The organism is Nostoc cycadae WK-1 (genome assembly GCF_002897135.1).
GTDB lineage: Bacteria > Cyanobacteriota > Cyanobacteriia > Cyanobacteriales > Nostocaceae > Nostoc_B.
In genome coordinates, this window is record NZ_DF978450.1 from 13317 (window position 1) to 37440 (window position 24124).

Sequence of the window (24124 nt, forward strand, 5' to 3'; positions counted from 1 at the left end):
CGCAGGAATGACAAAATGCGGAGATGATGCTTTGAGCGTCATGAGCAAGGAAATGACTAATATGAAATCGTCAGGCTTGCTTTTAAAGCTGAAAACATGAGAAAAAAGGCGTGAAATGTAGATCGATAAAAAGCACTAAGAAGATGCTTTCCCACGCCCAAAATCTAGTTTACACCCTTAAAGAACTGATGCCGACGCAGTATCAGAAAGATAATTTAGAAGCCATGCTGACTTTATTTTTAGAGGCACAAGGACACCCGTTACCAGAACACAGTCAGACAAAATCTTCAAGCGCAATCAGCAGATTCTTAAACATAAACCCTTGGTCAACAAGGAAGATGATTAGGGTAATTCGTAACCACGCATTAGAAGCAATTTTAAAGATATTATCGTCATCTAATCCAGGACGAAAACCATTTTTACAAGTCATTATTGATTTAACAACTTTAGAGAAGCGGGGCAAGTTCTCAGAATTTGGTGACTTAATTAGAGTTTACAACGGCAAGCGCGGTCTACATATAGTTGTCGTTTATTTAGTTATAGGAAGATGGCGTATTCCTTGGAATTTTCGTGTTTGGAGGGGTAAGGGAACTCCATCCCCTTCCCAGCTTGGACTAAAATTAGTCAAACGTTTACCTCAATCTTTAACTCAACATTTCCAAACTATTATTTTAGCTGATACAGCTTTTGGTAGTGTCGAATTTCTTGAAGGTGTACGCCAAGTTAAATATCATGCTGTTACAGGTGTATCTATCAGTCGTAAGTTAGCCGATGGTAGACTTTTAAGACGTTTACATCAGCAAGGTCAACAGGTTTATCTGTTTGGTTTAAGCTTTCCTGTTACTGTTTCTTGGTATTACTTAAAGCGTGATAATGGCAAGTTAGAAAAGCGTTTTGTTTTGTCTACTCGACCTATCAAAGCTTCTACTCTCAAGTGGTGGGGTAAACGTCGGTGGCAGATTGAAGGTTGGTTTAAAACTGCCAAACACCGCTTTGGTTTGCATCGTTTTGGACAAGGGACTCTGCTGGGTATGTATCGCTGGCTTATCCTTTCGCTGACTGCTTACCTCATCGCCCATTGGACTTATCTCCATATAAAGTCTGCATCACCGCCTGATTGGGGTCAAGCGGCACAAACAGCAAGAGAATCTATTTTTCCTCACATAGTTGTGTATCTTCTTTTACTTAATATTGAACGCCTTGCTCACCTTACACTTAGTCAAGGATTTAACATTCACATTTCAAGGTGCAAGAAGTGAGTTAAGCAATATTTTTACTAGAGACGTGAATCATCACGCCTCTATTTTCTAGTGTTTATTTACCGATTTCTTGTTTCTAAATCTCTCAGATGTACTTGATTTTCTCGCTTACCAGTTTTAAGAGAATCATCGTAATTTTTAGCGGCTTGTGACTTTTGACGTTCTTTAGTGGTGTAATAAGGTTTGCTAGGTTCACTTCTGGCTATTCTCCGGTCTTTAGCAGTGTAATAAGGTGGTACTGTTTCTATACTGTGATTTTTATCAGAATAATAACCATCAGCCAGTACAGAATTATTAGGTAAGCTCATCATTATAACTAAACCAGCTAAGATGAACACAGCAATTTTGCGAATTAATTGATCAAGGACGCTTTGAATATTTAGCATAGGAAAAATTTCTCCTAGGTCTGAAACAAATGCCTAAATAGTAAAAAATACTTATTAGGCTAACGTCTTCCTGTAGGCTAATTGTGCATATATAAAAAGGAAGGTGAATATTGATCACCTTCCTGAATTTATTATCTAATTATGTAACTTTAAGCGATAGTTACATCCGGTGATAAATAAACATCTTGAATGGTGTGAAATAGTTTTACTCCTTCTTCAAACGGACGCTGAAAAGCTTTCCGCCCAGAAATTAATCCTGTACCACCAGCCCGTTTATTAATAACAGCAGTGCGTACTGCTTCAGCAAAATCACTTTTACCAGATGCACCACCAGAATTAATTAATCCGGCTCTCCCAGCGTAGCAATTTAGCACTTGATAACGAGCTAAATCTATGGGGTGATCAGTGGTTAATTCTGTATAAACTCGCTCATCTGTCTTGCCATAACTTTTACCTGTGGCTTTAACAACTGCACCATAACCATTGTTACATTCAGGTAATTTCTGTTTAATGATGTCGGCTTCAATGGTCACACCTAAATGATTCGCTTGTCCAGTTAAGTCAGCAGCCAGATGATAATCTTTATCTTGTTTGAAAGCGTTATTACGTAGATAGCACCAAAGAATTGTCACCATTCCTAATTCATGGGCGCGTGCAAAAGCATGACTAATTTCTTGAATTTGTCTGGTTGATTGGTCGGAACCAAAGTAAATTGTTGCGCCTACTGCTACTGCACCTAAATTCCAAGCTTGCTCAACACTAGCAAATAATACTTGATCAAATTGATTGGGAAAGGTTAAGAGTTCGTTATGATTGATTTTGGCAATAAACGGGATTTTGTGAGCATATTTGCGTGAGACAATACCTAATACTCCCAGAGTTGTCGCAACGGCATTACATTCACCTGCGATCGCTAATTTAATGATATTTTCTGGATCAAAGTATATGGGATTTGGCGCAAAAGATGCACCAGCTGAGTGTTCGATACCTTGGTCAACAGGCAGAATCGAGAGATAGCCTGTATTTGCCAGACGACCAGTAGAATAAAGTTGTTGAAGATTACGCAAAACTTGAGGATTGCGATCGCTATTAAGCCAGACTCGATCTACAAAGTCTGGCCCTGGTAAATGCAATAAATCTTGAGAAACTTTGGCTTTGTAATTCAGCAGGTCTTCTGCTTCTTTTCCTAACAATGACTCGATAGAATTAGCCTCTACCAATGTAGTAGTCATAGCACTTTCCTCAAACTTGAGAAAATAAGTTTGCCTTTACGATAGCATTCTGACATTTTATCTCTTAGATGATTGACTATCTCAGCAAAAACTTATTTTGGATACTTAATATATTGTTTATATTTATTTGAAGAAAAATCTTAATAAAAAGGCAGATAAACACTGATAATGTATCTGTGCTTATCCGTAGATAATAGTAAGTTAAGTAGGATTCTAGCCGATTATTTAATATTATATTTACTTTTGCTAACTAGCTATATACCAAAAGAGACAAATACTGATACCTATAAACTTCCTCAATTCAGAAAGCAATATTATTAGCATCTATCAAAAGTTATATTTACTCGTACAACATCAGCGACAAAAATCAAAATAAAGATTAATTAGGTAGATTTAAATGCTGTGCTTAAATCTGGCAAATTAGTTTTATCAGAGTAATTATATATTTAGTTATGTTACCTAAACCGAAGGAATATTGGACACCCCAGCACTGGGCAAGTTGGAAGCCTTTTGGCATTGGCGAACAGTATCCCAACAACTATTGGGAGGTATTTCGGGCGATTTGGCTATCACGCCACAAACTACCATACACCTGGAAGATTCTTAATCGAGGTGTGTGTGATGGCTGTGCTTTAGGCACCACTGGTATGAAAGATTGGACACTCGATGGCATTCATCTCTGCAATGTTCGGTTGCGGTTATTGCAGATGAATACTATGCCAGCGTTTGACCCGCATCTACTGCAAGATGTATCACAATTACAAACCCTAAAAAGTTCTCAATTACGTAACTTGGGGCGGCTTCCCTATCCCATGATGCGCCAACATGGCGAAAAAGGTTTTCGTCGAGTTAGCTGGGATGAAGCTTTAGATCTCATTGCCAGTCGTATCCGCGCCACTACTCCCGATAGGCTCAGTTTTTACATTACCAGTCGCGGGACTGTCAACGAAACTTATTACACCACCCAAAAAGCAGTACGCGCAATGGGTTGTAATAATATTGATAATGCCGCCCGTATTTGTCATTCTCCGAGTACCGCTGGGCTGAAAAGCTCACTGGGTGCAGGGGCGACGACTTGTTCTTATAAAGATTGGATTGGTACGGATTTATTAGTGTTTATTGGTTCTAATGTTGCCAATAATCAACCAGTGACGGTGAAATATCTCCACTACGCCAAAAAAGCTGGTACGAAAATTGTCGTGATTAATACCTATCGTGAACCAGGAATGGAAAGGTATTGGGTGCCTTCCATTATCGAAAGTGCTTTGTTTGGCACTAAGTTTGCTGAAGATTTCTTTTTGGTAAACACTGGTGGTGATATGGCATTTTTGAATGGGACAATCAAACATTTAATTGCCTATGGATGGGTAGACCAATCATTTATAGATAGTTACACCACAGGCTTTGCCGAACTGAAAGCATCTTTAGAACAACAATCTTGGGAAGAATTAGAAAGACTTTCTGGTGCATCTCGTTATGATATGCACGCCTTTGCCCAAATGGTTGCAGCCGCTAATAAAGCTGTGTTTGTGTGGAGTATGGGCATTACGCAACATGAATGTGGTGAAGATAATGTCCGCAGTATTATCAATTTAGCGCTGACTAAAGGTTTTGTTGGGCGAGAAGGCTGTGGTTTGATGCCTATTCGCGGCCATTCTGGGGTGCAAGGCGGTGCAGAGATGGGATGTTACGCCACGGTGTTTCCTGGTGGTAAACCGATTAACCCAGAAAATGCTGCCCATTTGAGTCAACAGTGGGGTTTTGAAGTACCTAGCACCACAGGGTTAATCGCACCACAAATGATTGATGCGGCTTACGACAAGCAGTTAGATGTATTGTTCTCGGTGGGAGGAAATTTTTTAGAAGTTTTACCAGAACCAGATTATGTGGAAGGCGCTTTGCAAAATTTACCGCTGCGGGTGCATCTGGATATTGTGCTTTCTAGCCAAATGTTAGTCGAACCAGCAGACACAGTGGTGTTGTTACCAGCCACAACGCGCTATGAAGTACCAGGAGGAGTGACGGAAACCACCACCGAACGGCGGATAATTTTCAGCCCAGAAATACCTGGCCCCCGTATTGGCGAGGCGCAGCCGGAGTGGGAGGTGTTTATAGAATTAGCCAAGCGGGTGCGGCCAGATTTGGCTGAGAAGATTGATTTTCAGAATACTGCGGCTATTCGCCAGGAAATTGCCCAAGTTGTGCCGTTATATGCAGGTATTCAACACTTACAGCAAGCAGGCGATCAATTTCAATATGGTGGTTCACATCTGTGCTTTGGCTGGAATTTCGCTACACCAGATGGTAAAGCTCATTTTACGCCTTTATCTCCCGCAGTCAAAAAAATACCAGAAGGCTGTTTTTTGGTGTCTACACGTCGCGGTAAGCAGTTTAATAGTATGGTGCAAGAACGCAAAGATGCCATTACTGGTGCATTCCGTGAGGCGGTGTTAATCAATGGGGCTGATGCAGCTAAGTTGAATTTACAAGATGGGGATGAGGTAATTTTGCAGAATGAATTGGGTGAGTTACCGGGAAAAATTTATATTGCACCAATTCAGAGAGGAAATTTACAGGTTCATTGGCCAGAGGGAAATGTATTGCTTGATAAAAGTAAGCGATCGCTAGAAGGAGTACCAGATTACAATGCTGTCGTAAGGCTGGAAAAACGCAATTAAATCATATTCCAGAATATCAATATGCTAGGAGCGATCGCAGGTGACATCATTGGTTCGGTATATGAAGTTAACAATATCAAAACCAAGGATTTTCCCCTATTCGACAGGCAATGTCGTTTTACCGATGATACTGTGCTAACAGTGGCAGTGGCAGAAATAATTCTGGATGGCGGTAATTTACTAGATAGCAATCAATACATTGAGCAATTTAAGTCTTATTTCCGTCGCTATCCTTACGCTGGTTATGGCAGTACTTTTAGAACTTGGGCAAACTCTAGTAGTAGTGAGCCATACAATAGTTGGGGTAATGGTTCGGCTATGCGCGTCAGTCCCATTGCATTTGCCTTGAATGACTTAGCTACTGTACTGCAAGCCGCTAAAAGTTGTGCCGAAGTTACTCATAATCATCCTGAAGGTATCAAAGGCGCTCAAGCCACAGCCGCCGCTATATTTCTGGCTCGCACAGGCTACGATAAACCTGCAATCAAAGCTTATATTCAAACTAATTTTGGCTACGATTTAGAAATTACCCTTGATCAAATTAGACCGACTTACAAATTTGATGTTTCTTGTCAAGGTTCCGTCCCCCCAGCAATTATCGCCTTTTTAGAATCTAACGATTACGAAGATGCAATTCGCAATGCAATTTCTGTTGGTGGTGACAGTGACACTATTGCTTGTATTACAGGTGGGATTGCCCAAGCATATTATCATGGCTTACCAAAAGCGATCACTGAACAAACACTATCTCATTTAAATGAACATTTATACACAATTACTGAGAAGTTTATGTTGCAATACTGTGCCTAGGATTTATGAATTCAGAATTGCTCAGTCTGCCGCACTTTAGCTATCACTACTCCCTAATATCAAACATCTTGCTTCCGTGTTAAATTTATCGGATAATTTATATCGATTTGTTGCATTTTTTAGTTCAATGCACACATTAACTCATTATCAAACATATATCTCACGAGCTTTTACAGCCTGTTCACTATTTTCTGCCATCAATTTCTAATTCTTACCCCTTAGTTATGACCATTAGTTAGGTGTCTTAACCTTTGAGTTAAATAGTTCAAATATTGCCATAAATAAGTTATGCACTTATTTGACTAGAAAATGATAGGATAATGGCGTTAAAACTTGTTTCATATTTTAATTAAAACCAGAGTCAATCGCAGACAAATCCACCTATATTCCTATTGAAAATTTTATTTTATTTAATTAGACCACATCAAAATTTTATAAGTTTTTGTTATGCCTCATTCCCCTCTGGGCTGAACTAACAAATATGGACTTCATCGGCGAACTACTAGATAAACGCTACAAAATTGTCAAAAAATTAGGTGAAGGAAACTTTGGTGAAACCTATTTAGCAAGGGATCTCAAACGTCCTAGTAAACCTATATGTGTAGTGAAGCGACTGAAGCCAAAGCATACCCATCCGAGAGTTATGGAATTGTTTGAGCAAGAAGCCGTAATCTTGGAAAAACTAGGCGAACATCCCCAAATTCCCCGCCTACTGGCTCATTTTGCGATTAATAATGACTTATTTATTATCCAAGACTATGTGGAAGGACATAACCTGAGAAAAGAAATTGTCCCAAAAAGGCAAATGACAGAAACTGATGTCATAAATTTGCTGCATGACATTTTAGAAGTTTTGGTCTTTGTGCATCAAAATAACGTCATTCACCGAGATATTAAACCCGAAAATATCATGCGGCGCAAACATGATCATCAGATTATGTTGATTGACTTTGGTTCTGTGAGAGAACTTGGCACCATCTCAATTGATGTATATAAAATGATTCGTACTAGTGTGGTGGTTGGTACTCCAGGCTACATTCCCACAGAACAAGCCAAAGGTAAACCACGGTTATGCAGCGACATCTATGCTTTAGGGATGATGGCTATTGAAGCTTTAACCGGGATTTCTCCCCATCTGCTACAAGAAGATCCTGACACAGGAAAAACGATCTGGCGAGACTATGTAAAAGTCAGTGATTCCTTCGCTGATATTATCGAAACCATGATATGCGATCGCTACACTTCGCGCTATCCATCCGCAACTGAAGCATTGCAAGCACTGACCGCAACTCAAGAATTACCATTCTCTGCTGTATTATCTCCACCACTCAACTTTAATCCCCCAGTAGAATCACAATTAAGTTTAGAACCAGAACTAGAGACAATTTTCTTACCTCTAGAACAATTTGAGTTTGAAATAGCGAACATTTCTGAGAAAAGATGGGTTGGTTCTAAACCAACTTATGAAGTTAACCGTTATTCTGACTCGGCGCAATGTTATATCGAAGATTTAAGCAATGACATTTCCTTGGCAATGGTATCTATTCCGGGGGGACAATTTTTGATGGGTTCTCCAGATGATGAAACAGAAAGATTTGATACCGAGAGTCCCCAGCATCTTGTCAAAATTTCCCCCTTCTTTATGAGTAAATTTCCTATCACCCAAGCACAATGGCAAGCCGTTGCTGCACTTTCACCCATTAACCGCCACCTCGATTCCACACCAGCTAATGTTAAAGGCGCAAATCGTCCTGTCGAGCAAGTTTCTTGGGAAGATGCAGTAGAATTTTGTGCTAGGCTTTGTCAAAAAACGGGGAGAAAATATCGCCTACCCAGCGAAGCTGAGTGGGAATACGCCTGTCGCGCCAAAACCACTACACCTTTTTATTTTGGTGAAACACTCCTACCTAGCTTGGCTAACTATAACAACAGTTCTCTTTATAGTGCTGACCCAGGAAATCATTGGCAAACAACTATAGTTGGCAGTTTTCCCGCAAATACTTTTGGATTGTATGATATGCACGGTAATGTCTGGGAGTGGTGCGGGGATCATTGGCACGAAAATTATCAAGGCGCACCTGTGGATGGTAGTGTGTGGCTATCTAACAATGATTTTAAATCGCGCGTGATTCGCGGCGGCTCTTGGAAAAGCTCTCCGCGTTTATGTCGCTCTGCTTATCGTAGCTGGAATCCTCAAGATGGTCGAGGCAACCTTTTAGGTTTTCGGGTTGCTGTTTCTTTATCAGGTTTTTCATATCAGTAATTAAAAAAGTACAATTTTAGCAAGAATTCGTAATTTATTATTAAGTAAATTGCTTGACCAAACTGAATAAATTTGGCTCAAATCTTGAAAATTTCAGCAAAATTATACATTGACAAAAGTAGTATTATCTCAATTCTCCGTAAGCTTGATGTCTCAATAAGAGTCGGTTCTTTATACCTGCCACTTTATGGCCAATGTATATGGCAGATCCCGTCAATTTAGGAAAAATTTGCTCAATGAATCAGCATTCTACCAAGAAATTGAATAGTAATCTTGCTACTACTGAAGTTGAACCATCCCTAAGCCAAGCCAGTCATGTCAGGGTAAACAGCAGCAATTCTTTCCGCCGTCTCCAGTCAATTTTGCCGTGGAGCTTAAAATCGAAAGTTACTGGTTGGGCGATCGCTATCAGCATCCTACCAGTGTTGGGTATAGGTGCCGTTAGTTATTTTGGCAGTCAGTCGCTCACTCAGCAAATTAACCAAGCCAAGTCAGCCAACCCCGCAGATTTGCAAACAGCAGAAATTACCCTCAAGCAATACCAAACATCTTTATTATGGGGGACGGGAATCATTGCTGTGATATCAGGTGCGATCGCATCTCTAATCTCCCATCGTCTCACACGACCAGTACTGTCAGCGGCTGAAATTTCTACTGTCTTAGTTAATAGATTAAGTCGTCGAGAAGAAATAGAAACGCAAACTGATATTGCAGAACAAGATGAATTAGTTGCACTCAAAGCCAACATTAACCAGCTACAACTTCAATTACCAGTCTTACTCTCCAAACAAGAAACCGAAACTGAACGTTCTCAGTTGTTAATTAACCTAACTCGCCGGATGCAGGCAGCACTTTCGCAAGAAAATCTGTTAAGAACCACAGTTGAAGAAGTTCGTCAAGCTCTGCGATTCGACCGTGTAGTCATCTTTCACTTTGACTCTCATGGGAATGGCTCGTTTTTAGAAGAATCAGCAGCACCTGGTTTACCCAAAATCTTATGGGCGACAGTTGCTGATCCCTGTTTTCAGGAAAGATACATCGAACAGTACCGTCAAGGACGTGTCAGAGCTATCAATAATATTTATCAAGCTAACCTGACAGATTGTCACATTGGATTGTTAGAAAGATTTGGTATTAAAGCTAATTTAGTTGCACCTATCCTCAAAAATAATCAGTTATTTGGCTTGTTAATCGGTCATCAATGTTCCGCACCCCGTTTTTGGCAACAAGCTGAAATCGATTTATTTGCTCAAGTCGCTACCCAACTAGGATTTGCCCTAGACCATACCAGACTAGTAGAACAAATAGACAAAAGAGCCGACCAAGCTCATGTAGTGATTAATATTACGCGCAAAATCAGAGAATCGTTGAATGAAGAAGATGTTCTGAAAACTACTGTAGAGGAAATTCGCAAAGCCCTCAGTACAGACCGAGTGATGGTTTATGGTTTTGATGCTGACTGGTACGGCACAGTTATTGCAGAAGCTGTAGTTCCCGGTTTTCCGAAAGCATTGCGTGCCAAAATTAAAGACCCTTGCTTTGCTGAAGGTTATGTAGATCAATACAGAACAGGTCGAGTTCAAGCAACTAATGACATTTACACAGCAGGTTTGAGTGCTTGTCACATTAGTCAACTTGAACCTTTCGCCGTTAAAGCAAATTTAGTCACACCAATTCTCAAAGATGACCAGTTATTCGGCTTATTAATTGCCCATCAATGTGCTGCACCACGAGATTGGCAACAACTAGAAATTGATTTAGTGGCTCAGTTAGCGATGCAGGTAGGATTTGCCCTCGACCATGCCAGATTACTCCAGCGGATTGATGCTGAAGGAGTACGTACTCAGCTACTTGTAGACATTACGCGCAAAATCAGAGAATCGTTGAATGAAGAAGATGTTCTGAAAACTACTGTAGAGGAAATTCGCAAAGCCCTCAGTACAGACCGAGTGATGGTTTATGGTTTTGATGCCGACTGGTACGGCACAGTCATCGCCGAAGCTGTAGTTCCCGGTTTTCCGAAAGCATTGCGTGCCAAAATTAAAGACCCTTGCTTTGCTGAAGGTTATGTAGATCAATACAGAACAGGTCGAGTTCAAGCAACTAATGATATTTACACAGCAGGTTTGAGTGCTTGTCACATCAGTCAACTTGAACCTTTCGCCGTTAAAGCAAATTTAGTCGCACCAATTCTCAAAGATGACCAGTTATTCGGCTTATTAATTGCCCATCAATGTGCTGCACCACGAGATTGGCAACAACCGGAAATTGATTTGTTTGCTCAGTTAGCCATGCAAGTAGGATTTGCCCTCGACCATGCGCGACTGTTAGACCAAGTAGAGCAAGCATATCAATCTGTAGAATCTGCCTTGCAACAACAACATCTGCACAAAGAAGCCTGGCAATCTCAAGTATCTAAATTGTTGAAAGATCATCAAACTATTGTGGAAATTCTTTCAAGTCAAGCAATTAGCCAGATGGATATGATCACAGATGCCCATAATCAAATTCAAGCATTAGCTAATGGGAATCAAGCAATTTTTCGGCGTTTGCAAGAACTAGACAACCAAGCCCAACAAATCTACACACAAGTAGAAACTGGTCAGCAAGGTATGAATGGAATTTTAGATGGGATTTCGGCAGTTAGTAATACAGTTGTGGAAGCTGCTACAAAGCTGAAACATTTTGAGCAGCCATCTCAAACACTATTATCAAAAGTTAACTTGATTGCTCAGGTAGCATCTCAAATGAAGCGCCAAGCGATGAAGGTTGTGTTTGAAGCAGTACGGACTGGAGAATCTGGGCAAGAATTTGTAACTACGGCGGAAGAAGTACTGTCTTTGGCGCAGCAGTTGGATGATGACATCACAAAAATCTCATCTTTAGTTGGCGAACTTTACGTAGCTCACACCGAAGTAACGGAGTTAATGCAGGGAGGAGAGCAACAAGCGATCGCCAGCACTCAAGAAATTGAAGCAACTCAGCAAGCACTAGACCGCATTACCGCCATGAACCACTATGTGAATGTGCTACTGACAGAACTGATGCAGGCGGCTAACAACCAAGTCGAAATTTCTACCGCAGCCAGCCAATCTCTGCTTGAAGTTGCTAGTACCTCACAACAGACAACGGCAAACACTGTTAACTTAGCTAAAAATTTCACTAAGTTAGCAGCGATCGCCCAAGATTGGACTGAAAACAATGTATAAGGAGTAAGGTGGAAAGGTGTAGCTTTATACACCCTTACACCCTTATACCCAGTCTGTCTTAACAGACTACATTTGTGCATCAGTCCTGGAGAAATAAACTACAAGCTAGGCGGCAAAATTACATTGTCGATCGCATGAATCACACCGTTGCTGCCTTGAATATCTGCCTGAGTGACTTTACCATCATTCACTACTACCCCATTGCCATCAACTTTCACAGAAATTGGATCTCCTTGCAAGCTGGTTACTTGACCAGATTTTAAATCGGAGGACAATACTTTGCCCGGTACGACATGATAAGTTAATATCTTCACCAGAACTTCCTTATTTTCTGGCTTTAACAAGTCGTTTAAAGCATCTGGGGGAAGTTTGGCAAAGGCTGCATCAGTCGGGGCAAAAATTGTGAAAGGCCCTGCACCTTGTAAAGTTTCAATTAATCCTGCGGCTTTTAAAGCTGCGGTGAGGGTTTTAAAGGAACTGTTCGATTCAGCTAATGCTACAACAGTTTTGTTTTTATTGCTGGTACCGCTAGTTGGCGGTTTAGCTGGGGGTTTCTCTGATGCTGGTGGTTTCTCTGGTGTCGTTGGTGGAGTTATGGGAGTCGGTGCAGTTTCGCTAGGCGCAGACTGACTACCACGGTTATAGGGAGGCTCATCAAAAATGCTAGGGCGAGGATTTAACCCTCTGTTTGGGCTTTTTTGAGCTACTATATTTGCATTACGAGCGTTGTTTTTATCTGTGGCGATCGCTGGCGTAACAGGTGTATAACTAGCATTGGACTGCACCCGTTGACTCCGGTTGTAAGGAGCTTCGCTAAAAATGCTAGGACTAGGATTCAGAACTTCTTTGGCTTGTGATGGTAAAGTAACAAGGAGACTCACCCCTAATACTCCCGCCATACTTGCTAAATTAGTCAATAACTTGCTGTTATGCCCCTTCATAAATTTTGTTTGTTTTGATTTAACACAGTTTACATAAAGACTTATATCACTTTGCTACACAAAAAATCTAATCTGAAAAGTAAGATATTTAATATAAATTTCCATTTTTTTTGTGTTTAAATAACTATTCAATCAATATATTAATAGCAAAATTGCTGACAATAAAAGTATAAAAATTATCTAGAAAAATCTAGTATAAAACAACTTTAAATTCAAGAAATAGATCTGAATCTCGTAATTCTCATTGATACAGTGACAAAAACTAACATTGAAATTGTGCTTAACCTCAATAGTCAGCTAATTTTTCAGATTTTATCTGGCGAAAGCAAATTTTTAGCAGCACATAATTATCCCTTACAGAAAATACCAATTATTTTTCTCAAGATTTTGACGAACCCATAGCAGAACCTTGGGGAAGATGATCAGAATGATTTGGTTTTGTATTGCTTAGTCTAGAGTTGCAAAAAATTTCTCTGAGTAATTAGAAATTTGATCAATATCAAATCCAGGTAAAATAACTAGTTAGAGCAATATTTGTCTGATAGATTTTATTTTAACTTGGCAAATTTTTGGGAAGTAAAGATAAAATTAGAGAGTTATTTTATAACTCAGTATCCAGGGATACAACATGCTAGAATTATACCAATGGGAACTCTCTCAATACTCAGAAAAAGTGCGGCTAATTCTAGATTACAAAGGTTTAGAGTACCGCAAAATTGAAGTTACTCCTGGCATAGGACAGATAGAACTATTTCGTCTCACTGGTCAAAGACAAGTGCCAGTATTAAAAGATGGTAATCGCTACATTGTAGATTCTACAGAAATAGCTAAGTATTTAGACTTAAAATATCCTGAGCGCCCATTAATACCGCAAAATCCCAAGCAAAAAGCTTTAACCTTATTAATCGAAGAATGGGCAGATGAATCGATTGGAATTAAAGGCAGAAAAGCACTTTTTGCCGCTATTAGTCAAGATCAAAATTTTCGCAAATCTTTATTACCCACATCAACACCAGACATTTTTCGTAGTTTAGTCGAAGGCGTACCCAGCGATATTTTGACAGTTGTAGGTTTGGGTGTAGGATATAGCCCAGATGTGATTAAATCAGCGATCGCCGATTTAAAGCAAGACCTAGAAGCATTAACCTTATTATTGACAGACAGTCCCTATCTCACAGGCGATGAACCAACCTTAGCCGATTTAGCCGTGGCTGGTTTATCAATATTATTGAAGTTCCCTGAAGGCGCTTATTTAGATTTACCCGCCAGTCTCAGAGGTCAAGGTGTGCCAAGCATCGCCCATAATCCCGATTATCAATTATTCTTTGAATGGCGCGATCGCCTTTACACTCAATTTCGCAAACCATTAATCAGTGCATCGCCATCTGGTACAGCACCAACCTCGATTCAGATTGATTAGTAATTCGTCAATAGTCCAAAGTCCAAAGTCCAGAGTAAAAACCATTGACTATTGACCATTAACCATTGACTTTTGACTCTTGACCAATGACCATTAACCAATGACAAATGACAAATTGGTAAAACCATTAGGTTCGGTAATCCAAGGCTCACTAACTGGCGGATTAGAAGTAAGACTACACCCGGATATTTCTGTAGAAGATATGCGGGTGGGTAAGTTTTTAGTTGTCCAAGGGATGCGATCGCGGTTTTTCTGTATGCTGACAGATGTATCCCTGGGAACTGCAAACGCTCGGATTATTGCTAATCCGCCGAGTTGGGAAGACACTTTTTTGCGAGATGTTTTAGCCGGAAGTGGTACTTATGGAACCATCGCCTTAGCGCCGATGTTGATGTTTACCCCTGAATCTAATGAGTCTTTTTCTCCAACTAACGGTAAATCTGTAAATCCATTTGTCCCATCAAATACGAGTTTGGCATCATTGCAGCCCCAAACAAGTACCACGATGGAATTACTACCAGTCAAAACTATTCCCAGTCATTTTAGTCAGGTTTTCGACGCAAGTGAAGAAGACTTTCGCCGCGTCTTTGGTTGGGAAGATGACATCCACAGAAAGAATTTTGCCATTGGTAAACCATTAGATATGGATGTACCTGTGTGCATCGATTTAAATCGGTTTGTGGAACGCAGCAACGGCGTTTTTGGGAAATCTGGTACAGGTAAATCTTTTCTTACCCGCTTACTTTTGGCTGGTGTCATTCGCAAAAATGCCGCAGTCAACTTGATTTTTGATATGCACTCAGAATACGGTTGGGAAGCTGTAGCCGAAGGGAAGAATGTTAACACAGTCAAAGGCTTAAAGCAGTTATTTCCAGGGAAAGTTGAAGTCTACACCCTCGACCCCGAATCAACCAAGCGTCGGGGTGTGCGCGATTCTCAAGAACTATATCTGAGTTACGAACAAATAGAAGTTGAAGATATTAAATTATGTAGCCGCGATTTAGGACTGTCAGAAGCAGCATTAGATAACGCTAATATTCTCTACAGCGAATTCAACAAAGCTTGGATTGTGCAACTGCTGAACATGACCAACGAAGAAATCGAGATGTTCTGCGAAGAAAAGCGGGGACACAAAGGCTCGATTATGGCCTTACAGCGGAAACTCTTGCGCCTAGACGGTTTGAAGTATATGCGGGCAGTTTGCCCCCAAAACTACATTAATAAAATCTTACAATCTCTGGAAGCCGGCAAGAATGTAGTGGTAGAATTTGGTTCCCAGTCAAATATGCTCTCTTATATGTTGGTGACTAATATGATCACCAGACGTATCCATGAGCATTATGTCCGCAAAGCTGATAAGTTCTTGCAAAGCAAAAACCCCAACGATCGCCCCACCCCCTTAATGATTACCATTGAAGAGGCGCATCGTTTTCTCGACCCGGCTATAGTCCAAAGTACGATCTTTGGGACGATCGCGCGGGAACTGCGGAAATATTTCGTAACGTTGCTAGTAGTTGATCAACGACCGTCGGGAATAGATAATGAAGTTATGTCCCAGATTGGTACTCGGATCACAGCTTTACTCAACGACGAAAAAGACATCGATGCAATTTTCACGGGTGTATCTGGTGCAGGTGGACTGCGATCGGTATTGTCCAAATTAGACTCCAAACAACAAGCCTTGATTTTAGGCCACGCTGTTCCTATGCCAGTCGTTGTGCGTACTCGTCCTTATGATGCTACTTTCTACGCCGAAATCGGTGATCCAGCTTGGGAAGAAAAGCCAGACGCAGAAGTATTCGCCGCTGCGGAACTCGCTAAAGCCGACTTGGGATTTTAATTTTGTCAATAGTCAAAAGTCCATTGCATTTACTATTGACTCTTGACTTATAACCATTGACCAATTCGTAACATCCCTCCAAAAATATGCCCAGAGAGTTCGGTTTTCTCCCTACCGATAGGCAACATAAGAGGGGGATTTGCCGTCACTATAGATATAGTAAGCACTCTAAGGAAATTAATTTCTGTTTGTAAATATACACTTTTGGAGTATAATCTTCTCTTTCTCTAGACTACTTTACTATCCATCTGATTTGCCCTAAGATAAAAGCAAATAAAACTCATACCGACTTCGGATTTGTCAGTTGCCGATACCAACTGAAGATAAAGAAGAATTCTTGAAAACAACCCAGTGTGCTTTTGCAAGACCTAAAAATTACGTAAGGGTAGGGGGAACCTATCAGAGAGACTCGTCTTCTGGAATCTCATGTATATGAACTGATTATTCTTATATAGCCGTCATGAACTGTTGAAGCCAGAACGAAAGAGAAACAAGTCGAGGAGTAGGGGGAATAAATTTCTCAATACGCAATCCCCAGGAACCACCTGAGTTCGGTGTTTTTATAGATAGTTTTTCCTAATTGTTGTTAGTTATTAAAGATTCATTGTGTTTACGGAGTAGAGGACAACGCACCAATGCCTACTGTTAACACCCAAACTGAAAACCTGAACACCAAATTCACGGCTGATATGGTGCGAACCTATCTGCGGGAAATTGGTCGTGTACCACTGCTAACCCGTGAGCAAGAAATTGTCTTTGGGAAGCAGGTGCAACAAATGATGAAACTTGTCGAAGCGAAAGAAGCTTTGACAAAGAAATTGCACCGCGAACCGAGTTTACCAGAGTGGGCAAACCATGTTAAACAATCAGAAACCGATGTCAAGCAAACGGTAGCTCAAGGTAAACGGGCGAAGCAAAAAATGATTGAAGCGAATTTACGCTTAGTCGTAGCGATCGCCAAGAAATACCAGAAACGCAACATGGAATTTCTCGATTTAATTCAAGAAGGAACACTTGGGTTAGAAAGAGGTGTAGAGAAATTTGACCCCACACGCGGCTATAAATTCTCAACCTACGCTTACTGGTGGATTCGCCAAGCGATTACCCGCGCGATCGCTCAACAAGGGCGCACCATTCGTTTACCGATTCACATTACCGAAAAACTCAATAAAATCAAAAAAGTTCAGCGCGAACTAGCCCAAACATTAGGGCGTTCTCCTACACCCGCTGAAATCGCCAAAGAACTGGAATTAGAACCAGTCCAAATTCGAGAATATCTGAATATGGCGCGTCAGCCAGTTTCTTTAGATGTGCGTGTTGGTGATAACCAAGACACCGAACTGCAAGAAATGTTGGAAGATGATGGGCCATCACCAGAGTATTACACCACCCAAGAGTTCTTGCGCCAAGACCTCAACACCTTGTTAGCCGAACTCACACCCCAACAGCGGGAAGTGTTGGCTCTGCGCTTTGGTTTAGAGGATGGTAACGAATTGTCCTTGGCGAAAGTTGGTGAAAGATTGAATCTTAGCCGCGAACGTGTTCGTCAACTCGAACACCAAGCACTGGCTCATTTGCGTCGCCGCCGCGCCAACGTTAAAGAATACGTTGCTAGTTAATTGCAGAATCAATAACTCGATAACGGTGATGCGCCTCCTGAATTCAGGGGGCGTTTTTTTAGTAAGTATAGTGCGATCGCTTGCAATATCGAAACATTCTATAGATTAAAATTCAGTGATAACGTTCACGATGTTATTTGTTGCATCATACCCAAAATAAGTAGGATAAGTACCATCACCCCAACCAGAATGAAATGCAATTACATTGGCTTGAGTTGAGCTATTTACACAAATATTTGCCCAAGCCCATGTATCGCTATAGTTTTTTTGTAACTCGCATTCAATTTGGTAAGTTAAATCTTCTGCTCTTGTTTTTGTAGAATAAGCAGAATACATTGATTCATTAATAATTTCAGCAGCATCAGCATCCATAAAGCAACCTGTTCCAGAGTCAACACCATATCCAAAAATCTCTCCTTCAGCAAGCAAACTTAAGTTTTCATATTCATCACAAGTCGTAGCCATTTCCCACCTTACAGGAGTTTGTTGGCTAATACAGAGCATGGCATAAGCCACTCTTCGGTCATTATTCTTTTGAAGATGAGCAACACTTAAAATCACTGGATAACGACCTGGTGTTAAAGTAACTTTAAAGGGTTCTCTATCTGGATTAACCAGAGGATCGCAAGCTACTAATCTCCCTGAAGTTAAAACTAATTCTCCAATATTATAAGTATTAAAAATAATTTCATTAGGCTCAGAACTAGCAACTTGCTGATTTTGAAAAGCTTGTACGAATTTGATATAATCCATCTGTCAAATATTCTATATTTCTAAGTTTTTTCAAATATTATCATATGCAATATTATTAAACTTAATGGACACGCAGTAAAATCTACATATATTTTCCACATATATTTATTTTTATCCTACCAAAGTGAGACAAGCAGGTTAGATTCATTATTTTCAATTTCTAGGAATTTTAGTGTGGAGGCTAACTCGATAATTTCTCCACAAAACTCTGATGTTCTGGTGTAGATAATCCTTCCTGTAAAGTGGCTAAAACGTGAGCTAAGTCCCCTGATAATAATGCTGACTTTGCTAACCACAACCCTGGAAATACTTGAGAGCAAACTACATCATCTGAATTTGGTTCAAGTTGAATATACTCGCCTGCATTTAACCTAAACCAATCGAATTGGTTGTCGTAAACTCGCCAAACTAAATATTCTTGTACTTGATTACGACGATAGACTTTGAGTTTTTCATGCAAATCATAAGAAGCACTAGAAGCAGCAATCTCTACAATTAATTCTGGCGCACCTTCAACATAATCATCTTGGGTAATTCTTGACTGTCCACCTTGTTCTATTCTCAGAAGTGCGTCTGGTTGTGGTTCGTTATCAGCATCTAATAAAACAGTGGTATTATCCAGGGTTTCCACTCCTGGGGTAGCAGCTTCATAAGCGACTAACCAGCCCATAATGCGGCTATGGGGTTTACCGTGTTTTTTTGCGCGTACAGGAGAAGCCACGTAAACAACTCCTTCAATTAATTCTGCTTTTTTGAGATTTGGCATAGCGTGGTAGCGACGCTCAAATTCCGCACGGGTGAGCCTGTCACCATTTTCTAAAGGTGGAGTTATCAACAGTTCAGAAGTCTTGTCAGCAGATATCATATAAATAATTTCCTGAGCCTCTTGTCTCTGCTTTTCCGTTACTCTACACCCAACAGATGAAATTTTCATCTTTTGCGGAATGCAGAGCTTGGCTGTTGTAGCTGATTATAGTTAACTCAATCGACAACGAGAATATCAATATTTGTAAAGAATGAGCTATCAAAAGTTATCAAAATATTTCATTTAAAAAATACATCACCCGATAGGGTGATTCTATTGGGTGAAGAGTAAATTCTATAAGTGATGATAGTGTGAGTTTATCGTCAAATATTCCACAAAGCTTCTTTTTTTGACGAATTTTTATTTTGAAAAAACTAAATCAAACTATCGACGGAACCTTGAACGATACACAGTTGGTTATGGTTTAAGTGAGTCGCAGAGGAGACAGTTAATTTCGTAACAGGAGTGGTCGGGTGCTTAACAATATTTCTAAATTCTTATCCCCTCGCCAGCTAACAATTTCTGTTGTTGGCTTAGTTTTAACCGCTGGTGTTGTCAGTGAGCAGACTAAACCTGTACTTAGCAAACAATTACAAACAGCCACAACTTCAGCATCTGTGGATGGTAATTTTTCCAGATTGACAAGTCATCAATATATTAGTTCTGAGAATTCGTTGTTGTCGCGGCTGAGAGAAATTCAAGAACAGCGATCGCCACAACAAACAGTAGCTTTTGAGAGTGAAATTATAGATTCTGAATCTAGAGATATATCTCCTAGACACTATCAAAAAGCAGGTAAAGAAACCGGAGTGATGCCTAAGAGAAATATTCCCACAAAAGATGGAGTTTATCTCTATGGACAATCACCAACACCAAACCAAATTGGTCAAGGCTATATCGTATTTCAGAAGCAGCAAGGTAAAGTAACTGGTGCGTTATATATGCCTAGCTCTGAATTTAGTTGTTTTCAAGGCACAATTGATAAATCTGGTGAGTTGGCAATGACTGTCAATGGCTCACAAGATGAAGTAAGTAGCTCAGATGTAGCTACAACCAGTACAATCCCATCTATTTCTGATGATGAGTTCAACAATTATGCTTACTCAGTAGCATTACAAGACTATCATCCGATTCAATCGCTTAGTCCTAGCGATCGCCGCATTTTACAGATGTGTCAAGCTGAATTATAAAGTATGAAGTATGAAATTTATTATGTACTAAACATTTCAGACTTCACACTTAATTAAAATTCAATTCCTGGTTGAGCTTTCACACCTTGGTCACGGAAAGGATGTTTGATTAAGGTCATTTCGGTTACTAAGTCAGCACGCTCAATTAAAGCTGCGGGTGCGCCTCTACCTGTGAGAATTATGTGTTTTGATGGTGGTTTTTCTGCCAAGCCTGCTAAAACTTCTTCTATTTGTAAATAAGCCATTTTTAAGGCGATATTAATTTCATCCAACAGTACCAACTGAAAATCTGGGTTGCGGATGTATTCTAAAGATTTTTCCCAAGCTGCTTGCGCTTTTTCGAGGTCGCGATCGCGATCTTGAGTTTCCCAGGTAAAGCCTTCACCCATCGCGTGAAATTCAAGTTGGTCTTCCCAATAGCTGAAAACCTGTTTTTCCGAGGGTTCCCACGCGCCTTTGATGAACTGGACGATCGCCACTTTATAGCCATGACCAAGCGATCGCAACACCATTCCCAGCGCCGCAGTAGTTTTGCCTTTACCGTTACCAGTATTAACAATCACTAACCCCTTCTCTGGGACAGCTTGTGCTATGCGCCGATCTTGGATTTCTTTACGGCGCTGCATTTTTTGGCGATACTGCTCGTCATTCAGCTTAGAATCATTATTTAGGGATGAGGACATTACTTCATCAATCAAGCGTTCGATTTCTCTATCTGATTCTAATTCTTCTGGTGTATCTTTGCTCATCAACATTTTATGAAAATAACTACTAGAGGAAATAGGACTGTAGCGAACAAAAGAGACAAGGGAGAAAAGGAGGACACGGAAGACAAGGACGAGAGATTTTTATAAATTATTTACGATAGCTATACAATAATTTACTGATAGAAGCGGACGCAGAGATTTTATCTAAAATGACAGTAAACTTCTAATTTATTTGATAATGATGCTTTAAAAATTACTATAAACATTAGTCATAGAAGTATAATTTTACGGCTCTTATCAATAATTCAATATTTTTATTAAAGCATTTTTTATATAAAGTTTTGTAGTAACTTTGACGAGATTTAATAACACCAACTTTTTAAAGAAGTCGGTGTTGTTTTTATTAACAGACAAACCGATAGGTGATATCAGCCGAAACAATGGGTTCTTTAAATGTCTTAAATGTCAATTGATGTAAAAATAAATTCCTTAAGTATCTTAACTGTCCTTGTTCAAGAATTGAAGATTTGATATGTTTAGTCAACGAGTAAAGAACATCAAAATATGTTTACTGTTCTAATGACTACTCTCCCAACCATAACACACGAAAATAGGTGCTAAAAATATGCCTACTGCTAATATTGTAGTTAATAATCAAGTTGCTGAAGTTTATTTTCCGACTGATAGCAATGTTAGTGCTACAGTAACAAGTCACTCGCAATTGACACAGAGAGTAACTTTCTTTACTGATAGTCAAGAACTGTATAAATTTGAAGGAAGTGGAGAGAAACAGCTTCTAGGTTCAGTTCAAAATAGATTTGATTCACCTTTTAAAATAAAAGTTGAATCTCAAGGAGACGGAAATTGGGTTAGTTCCGATTTAAGAACTGGCGGCCCATATCAAATAGGTTCTACTAATTTTCTGATAGTAGTTGCTGAAAATGGAGATGATACCGATTATAACGACACCGTAATTCAATTTAGTTGGAAAACAAGTTATTAGTGTAGGTATAGCATTGATAATCTTGGCATTTCAGTTAATCTCTTAATTCTCAGCTTATTGATAAGCCTGCGTAAGCAGGTTTATTGCATTTTCATACTGAAATGATATAAGAATTTGAAAAAATGAATACAAACTTCAATATATGACTCATCATTTTTGATTTGGGTAAAAAATCAGTACACTCATTCCAGTAGGGGTGCGTTACGGCTTACGCCTAACACATTAAAAGCCTTGTAGTAGATGTGTATTTCAAAAGTAAAATATGAGTCTTATAGAAATCAATCAAGGTGATATTACTCAATTATCAGTGGATGCAATTGTTAACGCAGCTAATAGTTCTTTATTAGGTGGTGGTGGTGTTGATGGTGCAATTCATCGCGCCGCAGGGCCAGAATTACTGGCAGAATGTCGAGAGTTAAGGGGTTGTGCAACTGGTGAGGCGAAGATTACAAAAGGTTATAACTTGCCAGCAAAATGGGTAATTCATACAGTTGGGCCAGTGTGGAAAGGCGGAAATTATGGAGAGGATGAGTTGTTAGCTAGTTGTTACCGTCACAGTTTGGCTTTAGCGGAACAATACCAAGTTAAAACTATTGCTTTTCCAGCTATTAGTACAGGTGTTTATAATTTCCCGATGGAACGCGCTTGTAAAATTGCGATCACCGAAGTTAAAAAGTTTTTACTCCAAACAAGCTCCCTAGAACAAGTGATTTTCGTCTGTTTTGGTCAAACTGCATTCGATTTATACAGCAAGACGATGCAAGAAGTTACTGAAACATAGTTAACATTAGATTCGGCGCGTTTACTGTTCGGGAGTGCAAAATGTCAAAACAGCGTGGTCAAAAAATCGCACCTACACCCATACCAACCAATATTGGGGTAGTAGATTTAATTAATAATTATTTCACAGCCTACAATTCAGCACGTTTGCGGGAAGTCTGCCAACTCCTGAGTCAAGATGTCCTGCAAGATGGCGTGACGGTGGGCGTTAGTCTTTCTGGTGCGATGACACCAGCAGGATTTGGAGTTTCAGCATTAGCACCTTTAATTCGCAACGGTTTCATCGACTGGATGATTAGCACTGGGGCGAATCTTTACCATGATATGCACTATGGGTTAGGCTTTGAACTATTTGCGGGGAATCCATTTTTGGATGATGTGAAACTGCGGGAAGAAGGTACTATCCGCATTTATGACATTATCTTTGGCTACGATGTTTTGTTAGAAACCGATGCTTTCATTCGCAAGATTTTGCAAGCTGAACCTTTCCAAAAGCGAATGGGAACAGCAGAGTTTCATTATCTTTTAGGTAAGTATGTCCGAGAAGTCGAAAAGCAATTGGGAGTGCAGCATTCTTGCTTGCTGGCGACAGCTTATGAATATGGCGTACCAATTTACACTTCCTCGCCTGGGGATAGTTCCATTGGGATGAACGTTGCAGCTTTGGCGTTAGAAGGTTCGCAATTAATTTTAGATCCCGCCATTGATGTGAATGAGACAGCTGCGATCGCCTACAATGCCAGAGAGGGAAACGGTAGAAGCGCGGCAGTAATTCTTGGCGGCGGTAGTCCCAAAAACTTCTTACTCCAAACTCAACCGCAAATTCATGAGGTACTAGGATTAGAAGAACGCGGACATGATTTCTTTGTCCAGTTTACTGATGCGCGTCCTGATACTGGCGGTTTGTCTGGGGCGACTCCATCCGAGGCGGTCAGCTGGGGTAAAATTGACCCAGAAGAGTTACCCAGCACAATTGTTTGTTATACCGATAGCACGATCGCCTTACCCTTAGTTACAGCTTATGTAATGAATCAATGTGCGCCTCGTCCCTTAAAGCGGTTGTACGATCAGCGGGAAGCAATGTTAAGCACCCTACAAAAAGATTATCTCGCAGCTAAAACGCAACCATCGGATAAAGTACCTACAGCAATGGCTGAAGATGCAGCCAAAGGTGTTACAACTTATCCTTGCGGTAGATTAATTCCGAATAATCAATAATCGAAAAGGTA

At 40.1% G+C, this 24124-nt stretch carries 17 protein-coding genes and 1 pseudogene; 12 read left to right on the plus strand and 6 right to left on the minus strand.

Annotated elements, in window-relative coordinates; translation table 11 throughout:
• Positions 1–143: 143 nt before the first annotated feature.
• Positions 144–1214, plus strand: a pseudogene (locus tag NCWK1_RS27595) (transposase); the annotation flags it as partial.
• Between the two features lie 104 nt (positions 1215–1318).
• Here NCWK1_RS27595 and NCWK1_RS27600 read toward each other — a convergent pair.
• Complete coding sequence (locus tag NCWK1_RS27600) at positions 1319–1645, minus strand: hypothetical protein (protein WP_103126893.1); 327 nt, start codon at positions 1643–1645, stop codon at positions 1319–1321.
• A 149-nt stretch (positions 1646–1794) separates the two neighbouring features.
• The gene (locus tag NCWK1_RS27605; RefSeq protein ID WP_103126894.1) at positions 1795–2877 is read right to left on the minus strand and encodes a class I fructose-bisphosphate aldolase; all 1083 of its coding nucleotides are present in this window, start codon (positions 2875–2877) and stop codon (positions 1795–1797) included.
• Between the two features lie 452 nt (positions 2878–3329).
• Here NCWK1_RS27605 and NCWK1_RS27610 point away from each other — a divergent pair, with 452 nt between their 5' ends.
• The 4 genes from NCWK1_RS27610 (at position 3330) to NCWK1_RS27625 (ending at position 11837) form a co-directional block, all read left to right on the plus strand.
• The gene (locus NCWK1_RS27610; protein ID WP_103126895.1) at positions 3330–5555 is read left to right on the plus strand and encodes an FdhF/YdeP family oxidoreductase; all 2226 of its coding nucleotides are present in this window, start codon (positions 3330–3332) and stop codon (positions 5553–5555) included.
• Between the two features lie 21 nt (positions 5556–5576).
• Positions 5577–6365 carry an ADP-ribosylglycohydrolase family protein gene (locus NCWK1_RS27615; RefSeq protein ID WP_103126896.1) on the plus strand — a complete coding sequence of 263 codons (789 nt, stop codon included), beginning with the start codon at positions 5577–5579 and terminating at the stop codon, positions 6363–6365.
• Between the two features lie 481 nt (positions 6366–6846).
• Complete coding sequence (locus tag NCWK1_RS27620; RefSeq protein ID WP_103126897.1) at positions 6847–8628, plus strand: bifunctional serine/threonine-protein kinase/formylglycine-generating enzyme family protein; 1782 nt, start codon at positions 6847–6849, stop codon at positions 8626–8628.
• Between the two features lie 236 nt (positions 8629–8864).
• Positions 8865–11837, plus strand: coding sequence for a methyl-accepting chemotaxis protein (locus NCWK1_RS27625; RefSeq protein WP_103126916.1), 2973 nt, complete (start codon positions 8865–8867; stop codon positions 11835–11837).
• Positions 11838–11935: 98 nt separating this feature from the next.
• On the opposite strand, the gene NCWK1_RS27630 is transcribed toward NCWK1_RS27625, so the two are convergent.
• Positions 11936–12778, minus strand: a complete 843-nt coding sequence (locus NCWK1_RS27630) for a fasciclin domain-containing protein (protein WP_103126898.1) — start codon at positions 12776–12778, stop codon at positions 11936–11938.
• 628 nt (positions 12779–13406) lie between these two features.
• Here NCWK1_RS27630 and NCWK1_RS27635 point away from each other — a divergent pair.
• The 3 genes from NCWK1_RS27635 (at position 13407) to NCWK1_RS27645 (ending at position 17657) form a co-directional block, all read left to right on the plus strand.
• Positions 13407–14198 (plus strand): glutathione S-transferase, encoded by a 792-nt coding sequence (locus tag NCWK1_RS27635; RefSeq protein WP_096583645.1) that lies wholly within the window; start codon positions 13407–13409, stop codon positions 14196–14198.
• Positions 14199–14298: 100 nt separating this feature from the next.
• Positions 14299–16038: a helicase HerA domain-containing protein gene (locus NCWK1_RS27640; protein WP_103126899.1), complete on the plus strand. Its 1740-nt coding sequence runs from the start codon at positions 14299–14301 to the stop codon at positions 16036–16038.
• A gap of 635 nt (positions 16039–16673) precedes the next feature.
• On the plus strand, positions 16674–17657 hold the full coding sequence (locus tag NCWK1_RS27645; RefSeq protein WP_096583641.1) for an RNA polymerase sigma factor, RpoD/SigA family: 984 nt from the start codon (positions 16674–16676) through the stop codon (positions 17655–17657).
• Between the two features lie 105 nt (positions 17658–17762).
• On the opposite strand, the gene NCWK1_RS27650 is transcribed toward NCWK1_RS27645, so the two are convergent.
• Both NCWK1_RS27650 and NCWK1_RS27655 read right to left on the minus strand, forming a co-directional pair.
• Positions 17763–18410: a DUF4241 domain-containing protein gene (locus NCWK1_RS27650; protein ID WP_103126900.1), complete on the minus strand. Its 648-nt coding sequence runs from the start codon at positions 18408–18410 to the stop codon at positions 17763–17765.
• 181 nt (positions 18411–18591) lie between these two features.
• Positions 18592–19275 (minus strand): Uma2 family endonuclease, encoded by a 684-nt coding sequence (locus NCWK1_RS27655; protein ID WP_103126917.1) that lies wholly within the window; start codon positions 19273–19275, stop codon positions 18592–18594.
• A gap of 413 nt (positions 19276–19688) precedes the next feature.
• On the opposite strand from NCWK1_RS27655, the gene NCWK1_RS27660 reads away from it, so the two are divergent.
• Complete coding sequence (locus NCWK1_RS27660) at positions 19689–20405, plus strand: hypothetical protein (RefSeq protein ID WP_103126901.1); 717 nt, start codon at positions 19689–19691, stop codon at positions 20403–20405.
• 53 nt (positions 20406–20458) lie between these two features.
• Here the strand turns inward: NCWK1_RS27660 and cobO are convergent, their stop codons facing one another.
• A complete protein-coding gene (gene cobO, locus NCWK1_RS27665) occupies positions 20459–21154 on the minus strand; it encodes a cob(I)yrinic acid a,c-diamide adenosyltransferase (protein WP_096585679.1) in 696 nt (231 codons plus the stop codon).
• 583 nt (positions 21155–21737) lie between these two features.
• On the opposite strand from cobO, the gene NCWK1_RS27670 reads away from it, so the two are divergent.
• The 3 genes from NCWK1_RS27670 (at position 21738) to NCWK1_RS27680 (ending at position 24113) form a co-directional block, all read left to right on the plus strand.
• Positions 21738–22115 (plus strand): fucose-binding lectin II, encoded by a 378-nt coding sequence (locus NCWK1_RS27670; protein WP_096583637.1) that lies wholly within the window; start codon positions 21738–21740, stop codon positions 22113–22115.
• A gap of 262 nt (positions 22116–22377) precedes the next feature.
• Positions 22378–22896 carry an O-acetyl-ADP-ribose deacetylase gene (locus NCWK1_RS27675; RefSeq protein WP_103126902.1) on the plus strand — a complete coding sequence of 173 codons (519 nt, stop codon included), beginning with the start codon at positions 22378–22380 and terminating at the stop codon, positions 22894–22896.
• 41 nt (positions 22897–22937) lie between these two features.
• On the plus strand, positions 22938–24113 hold the full coding sequence (locus NCWK1_RS27680) for a homospermidine biosynthesis protein (RefSeq protein WP_103126903.1): 1176 nt from the start codon (positions 22938–22940) through the stop codon (positions 24111–24113).
• Positions 24114–24124: the final 11 nt, after the last annotated feature.

Excerpts from the sequence above, each read along its gene's own strand:
- NCWK1_RS27600 (WP_103126893.1), bottom strand. The coding sequence starts at position 1,645 with ATGCTAAATATTCAAAGCGTCCTTGATCAATTAATTCGCAAAATTGCT.
- NCWK1_RS27605 (WP_103126894.1), bottom strand. The coding sequence starts at position 2,877 with ATGACTACTACATTGGTAGAGGCTAATTCTATCGAGTCATTGTTAGGA.
- NCWK1_RS27610 (WP_103126895.1), top strand. The coding sequence starts at position 3,330 with ATGTTACCTAAACCGAAGGAATATTGGACACCCCAGCACTGGGCAAGT.
- NCWK1_RS27615 (WP_103126896.1), top strand. The coding sequence starts at position 5,577 with ATGCTAGGAGCGATCGCAGGTGACATCATTGGTTCGGTATATGAAGTT.
- NCWK1_RS27620 (WP_103126897.1), top strand. The coding sequence starts at position 6,847 with ATGGACTTCATCGGCGAACTACTAGATAAACGCTACAAAATTGTCAAA.
- NCWK1_RS27625 (WP_103126916.1), top strand. The coding sequence starts at position 8,865 with ATGAATCAGCATTCTACCAAGAAATTGAATAGTAATCTTGCTACTACT.
- NCWK1_RS27630 (WP_103126898.1), bottom strand. The coding sequence starts at position 12,778 with ATGAAGGGGCATAACAGCAAGTTATTGACTAATTTAGCAAGTATGGCG.
- NCWK1_RS27635 (WP_096583645.1), top strand. The coding sequence starts at position 13,407 with ATGCTAGAATTATACCAATGGGAACTCTCTCAATACTCAGAAAAAGTG.
- NCWK1_RS27640 (WP_103126899.1), top strand. The coding sequence starts at position 14,299 with ATGACAAATGACAAATTGGTAAAACCATTAGGTTCGGTAATCCAAGGC.
- NCWK1_RS27645 (WP_096583641.1), top strand. The coding sequence starts at position 16,674 with ATGCCTACTGTTAACACCCAAACTGAAAACCTGAACACCAAATTCACG.
- NCWK1_RS27650 (WP_103126900.1), bottom strand. The coding sequence starts at position 18,410 with ATGGATTATATCAAATTCGTACAAGCTTTTCAAAATCAGCAAGTTGCT.
- NCWK1_RS27655 (WP_103126917.1), bottom strand. The coding sequence starts at position 19,275 with ATGATATCTGCTGACAAGACTTCTGAACTGTTGATAACTCCACCTTTA.
- cobO (WP_096585679.1), bottom strand. The coding sequence starts at position 21,154 with ATGAGCAAAGATACACCAGAAGAATTAGAATCAGATAGAGAAATCGAA.
- NCWK1_RS27670 (WP_096583637.1), top strand. The coding sequence starts at position 21,738 with ATGCCTACTGCTAATATTGTAGTTAATAATCAAGTTGCTGAAGTTTAT.
- NCWK1_RS27675 (WP_103126902.1), top strand. The coding sequence starts at position 22,378 with ATGAGTCTTATAGAAATCAATCAAGGTGATATTACTCAATTATCAGTG.
- NCWK1_RS27680 (WP_103126903.1), top strand. The coding sequence starts at position 22,938 with ATGTCAAAACAGCGTGGTCAAAAAATCGCACCTACACCCATACCAACC.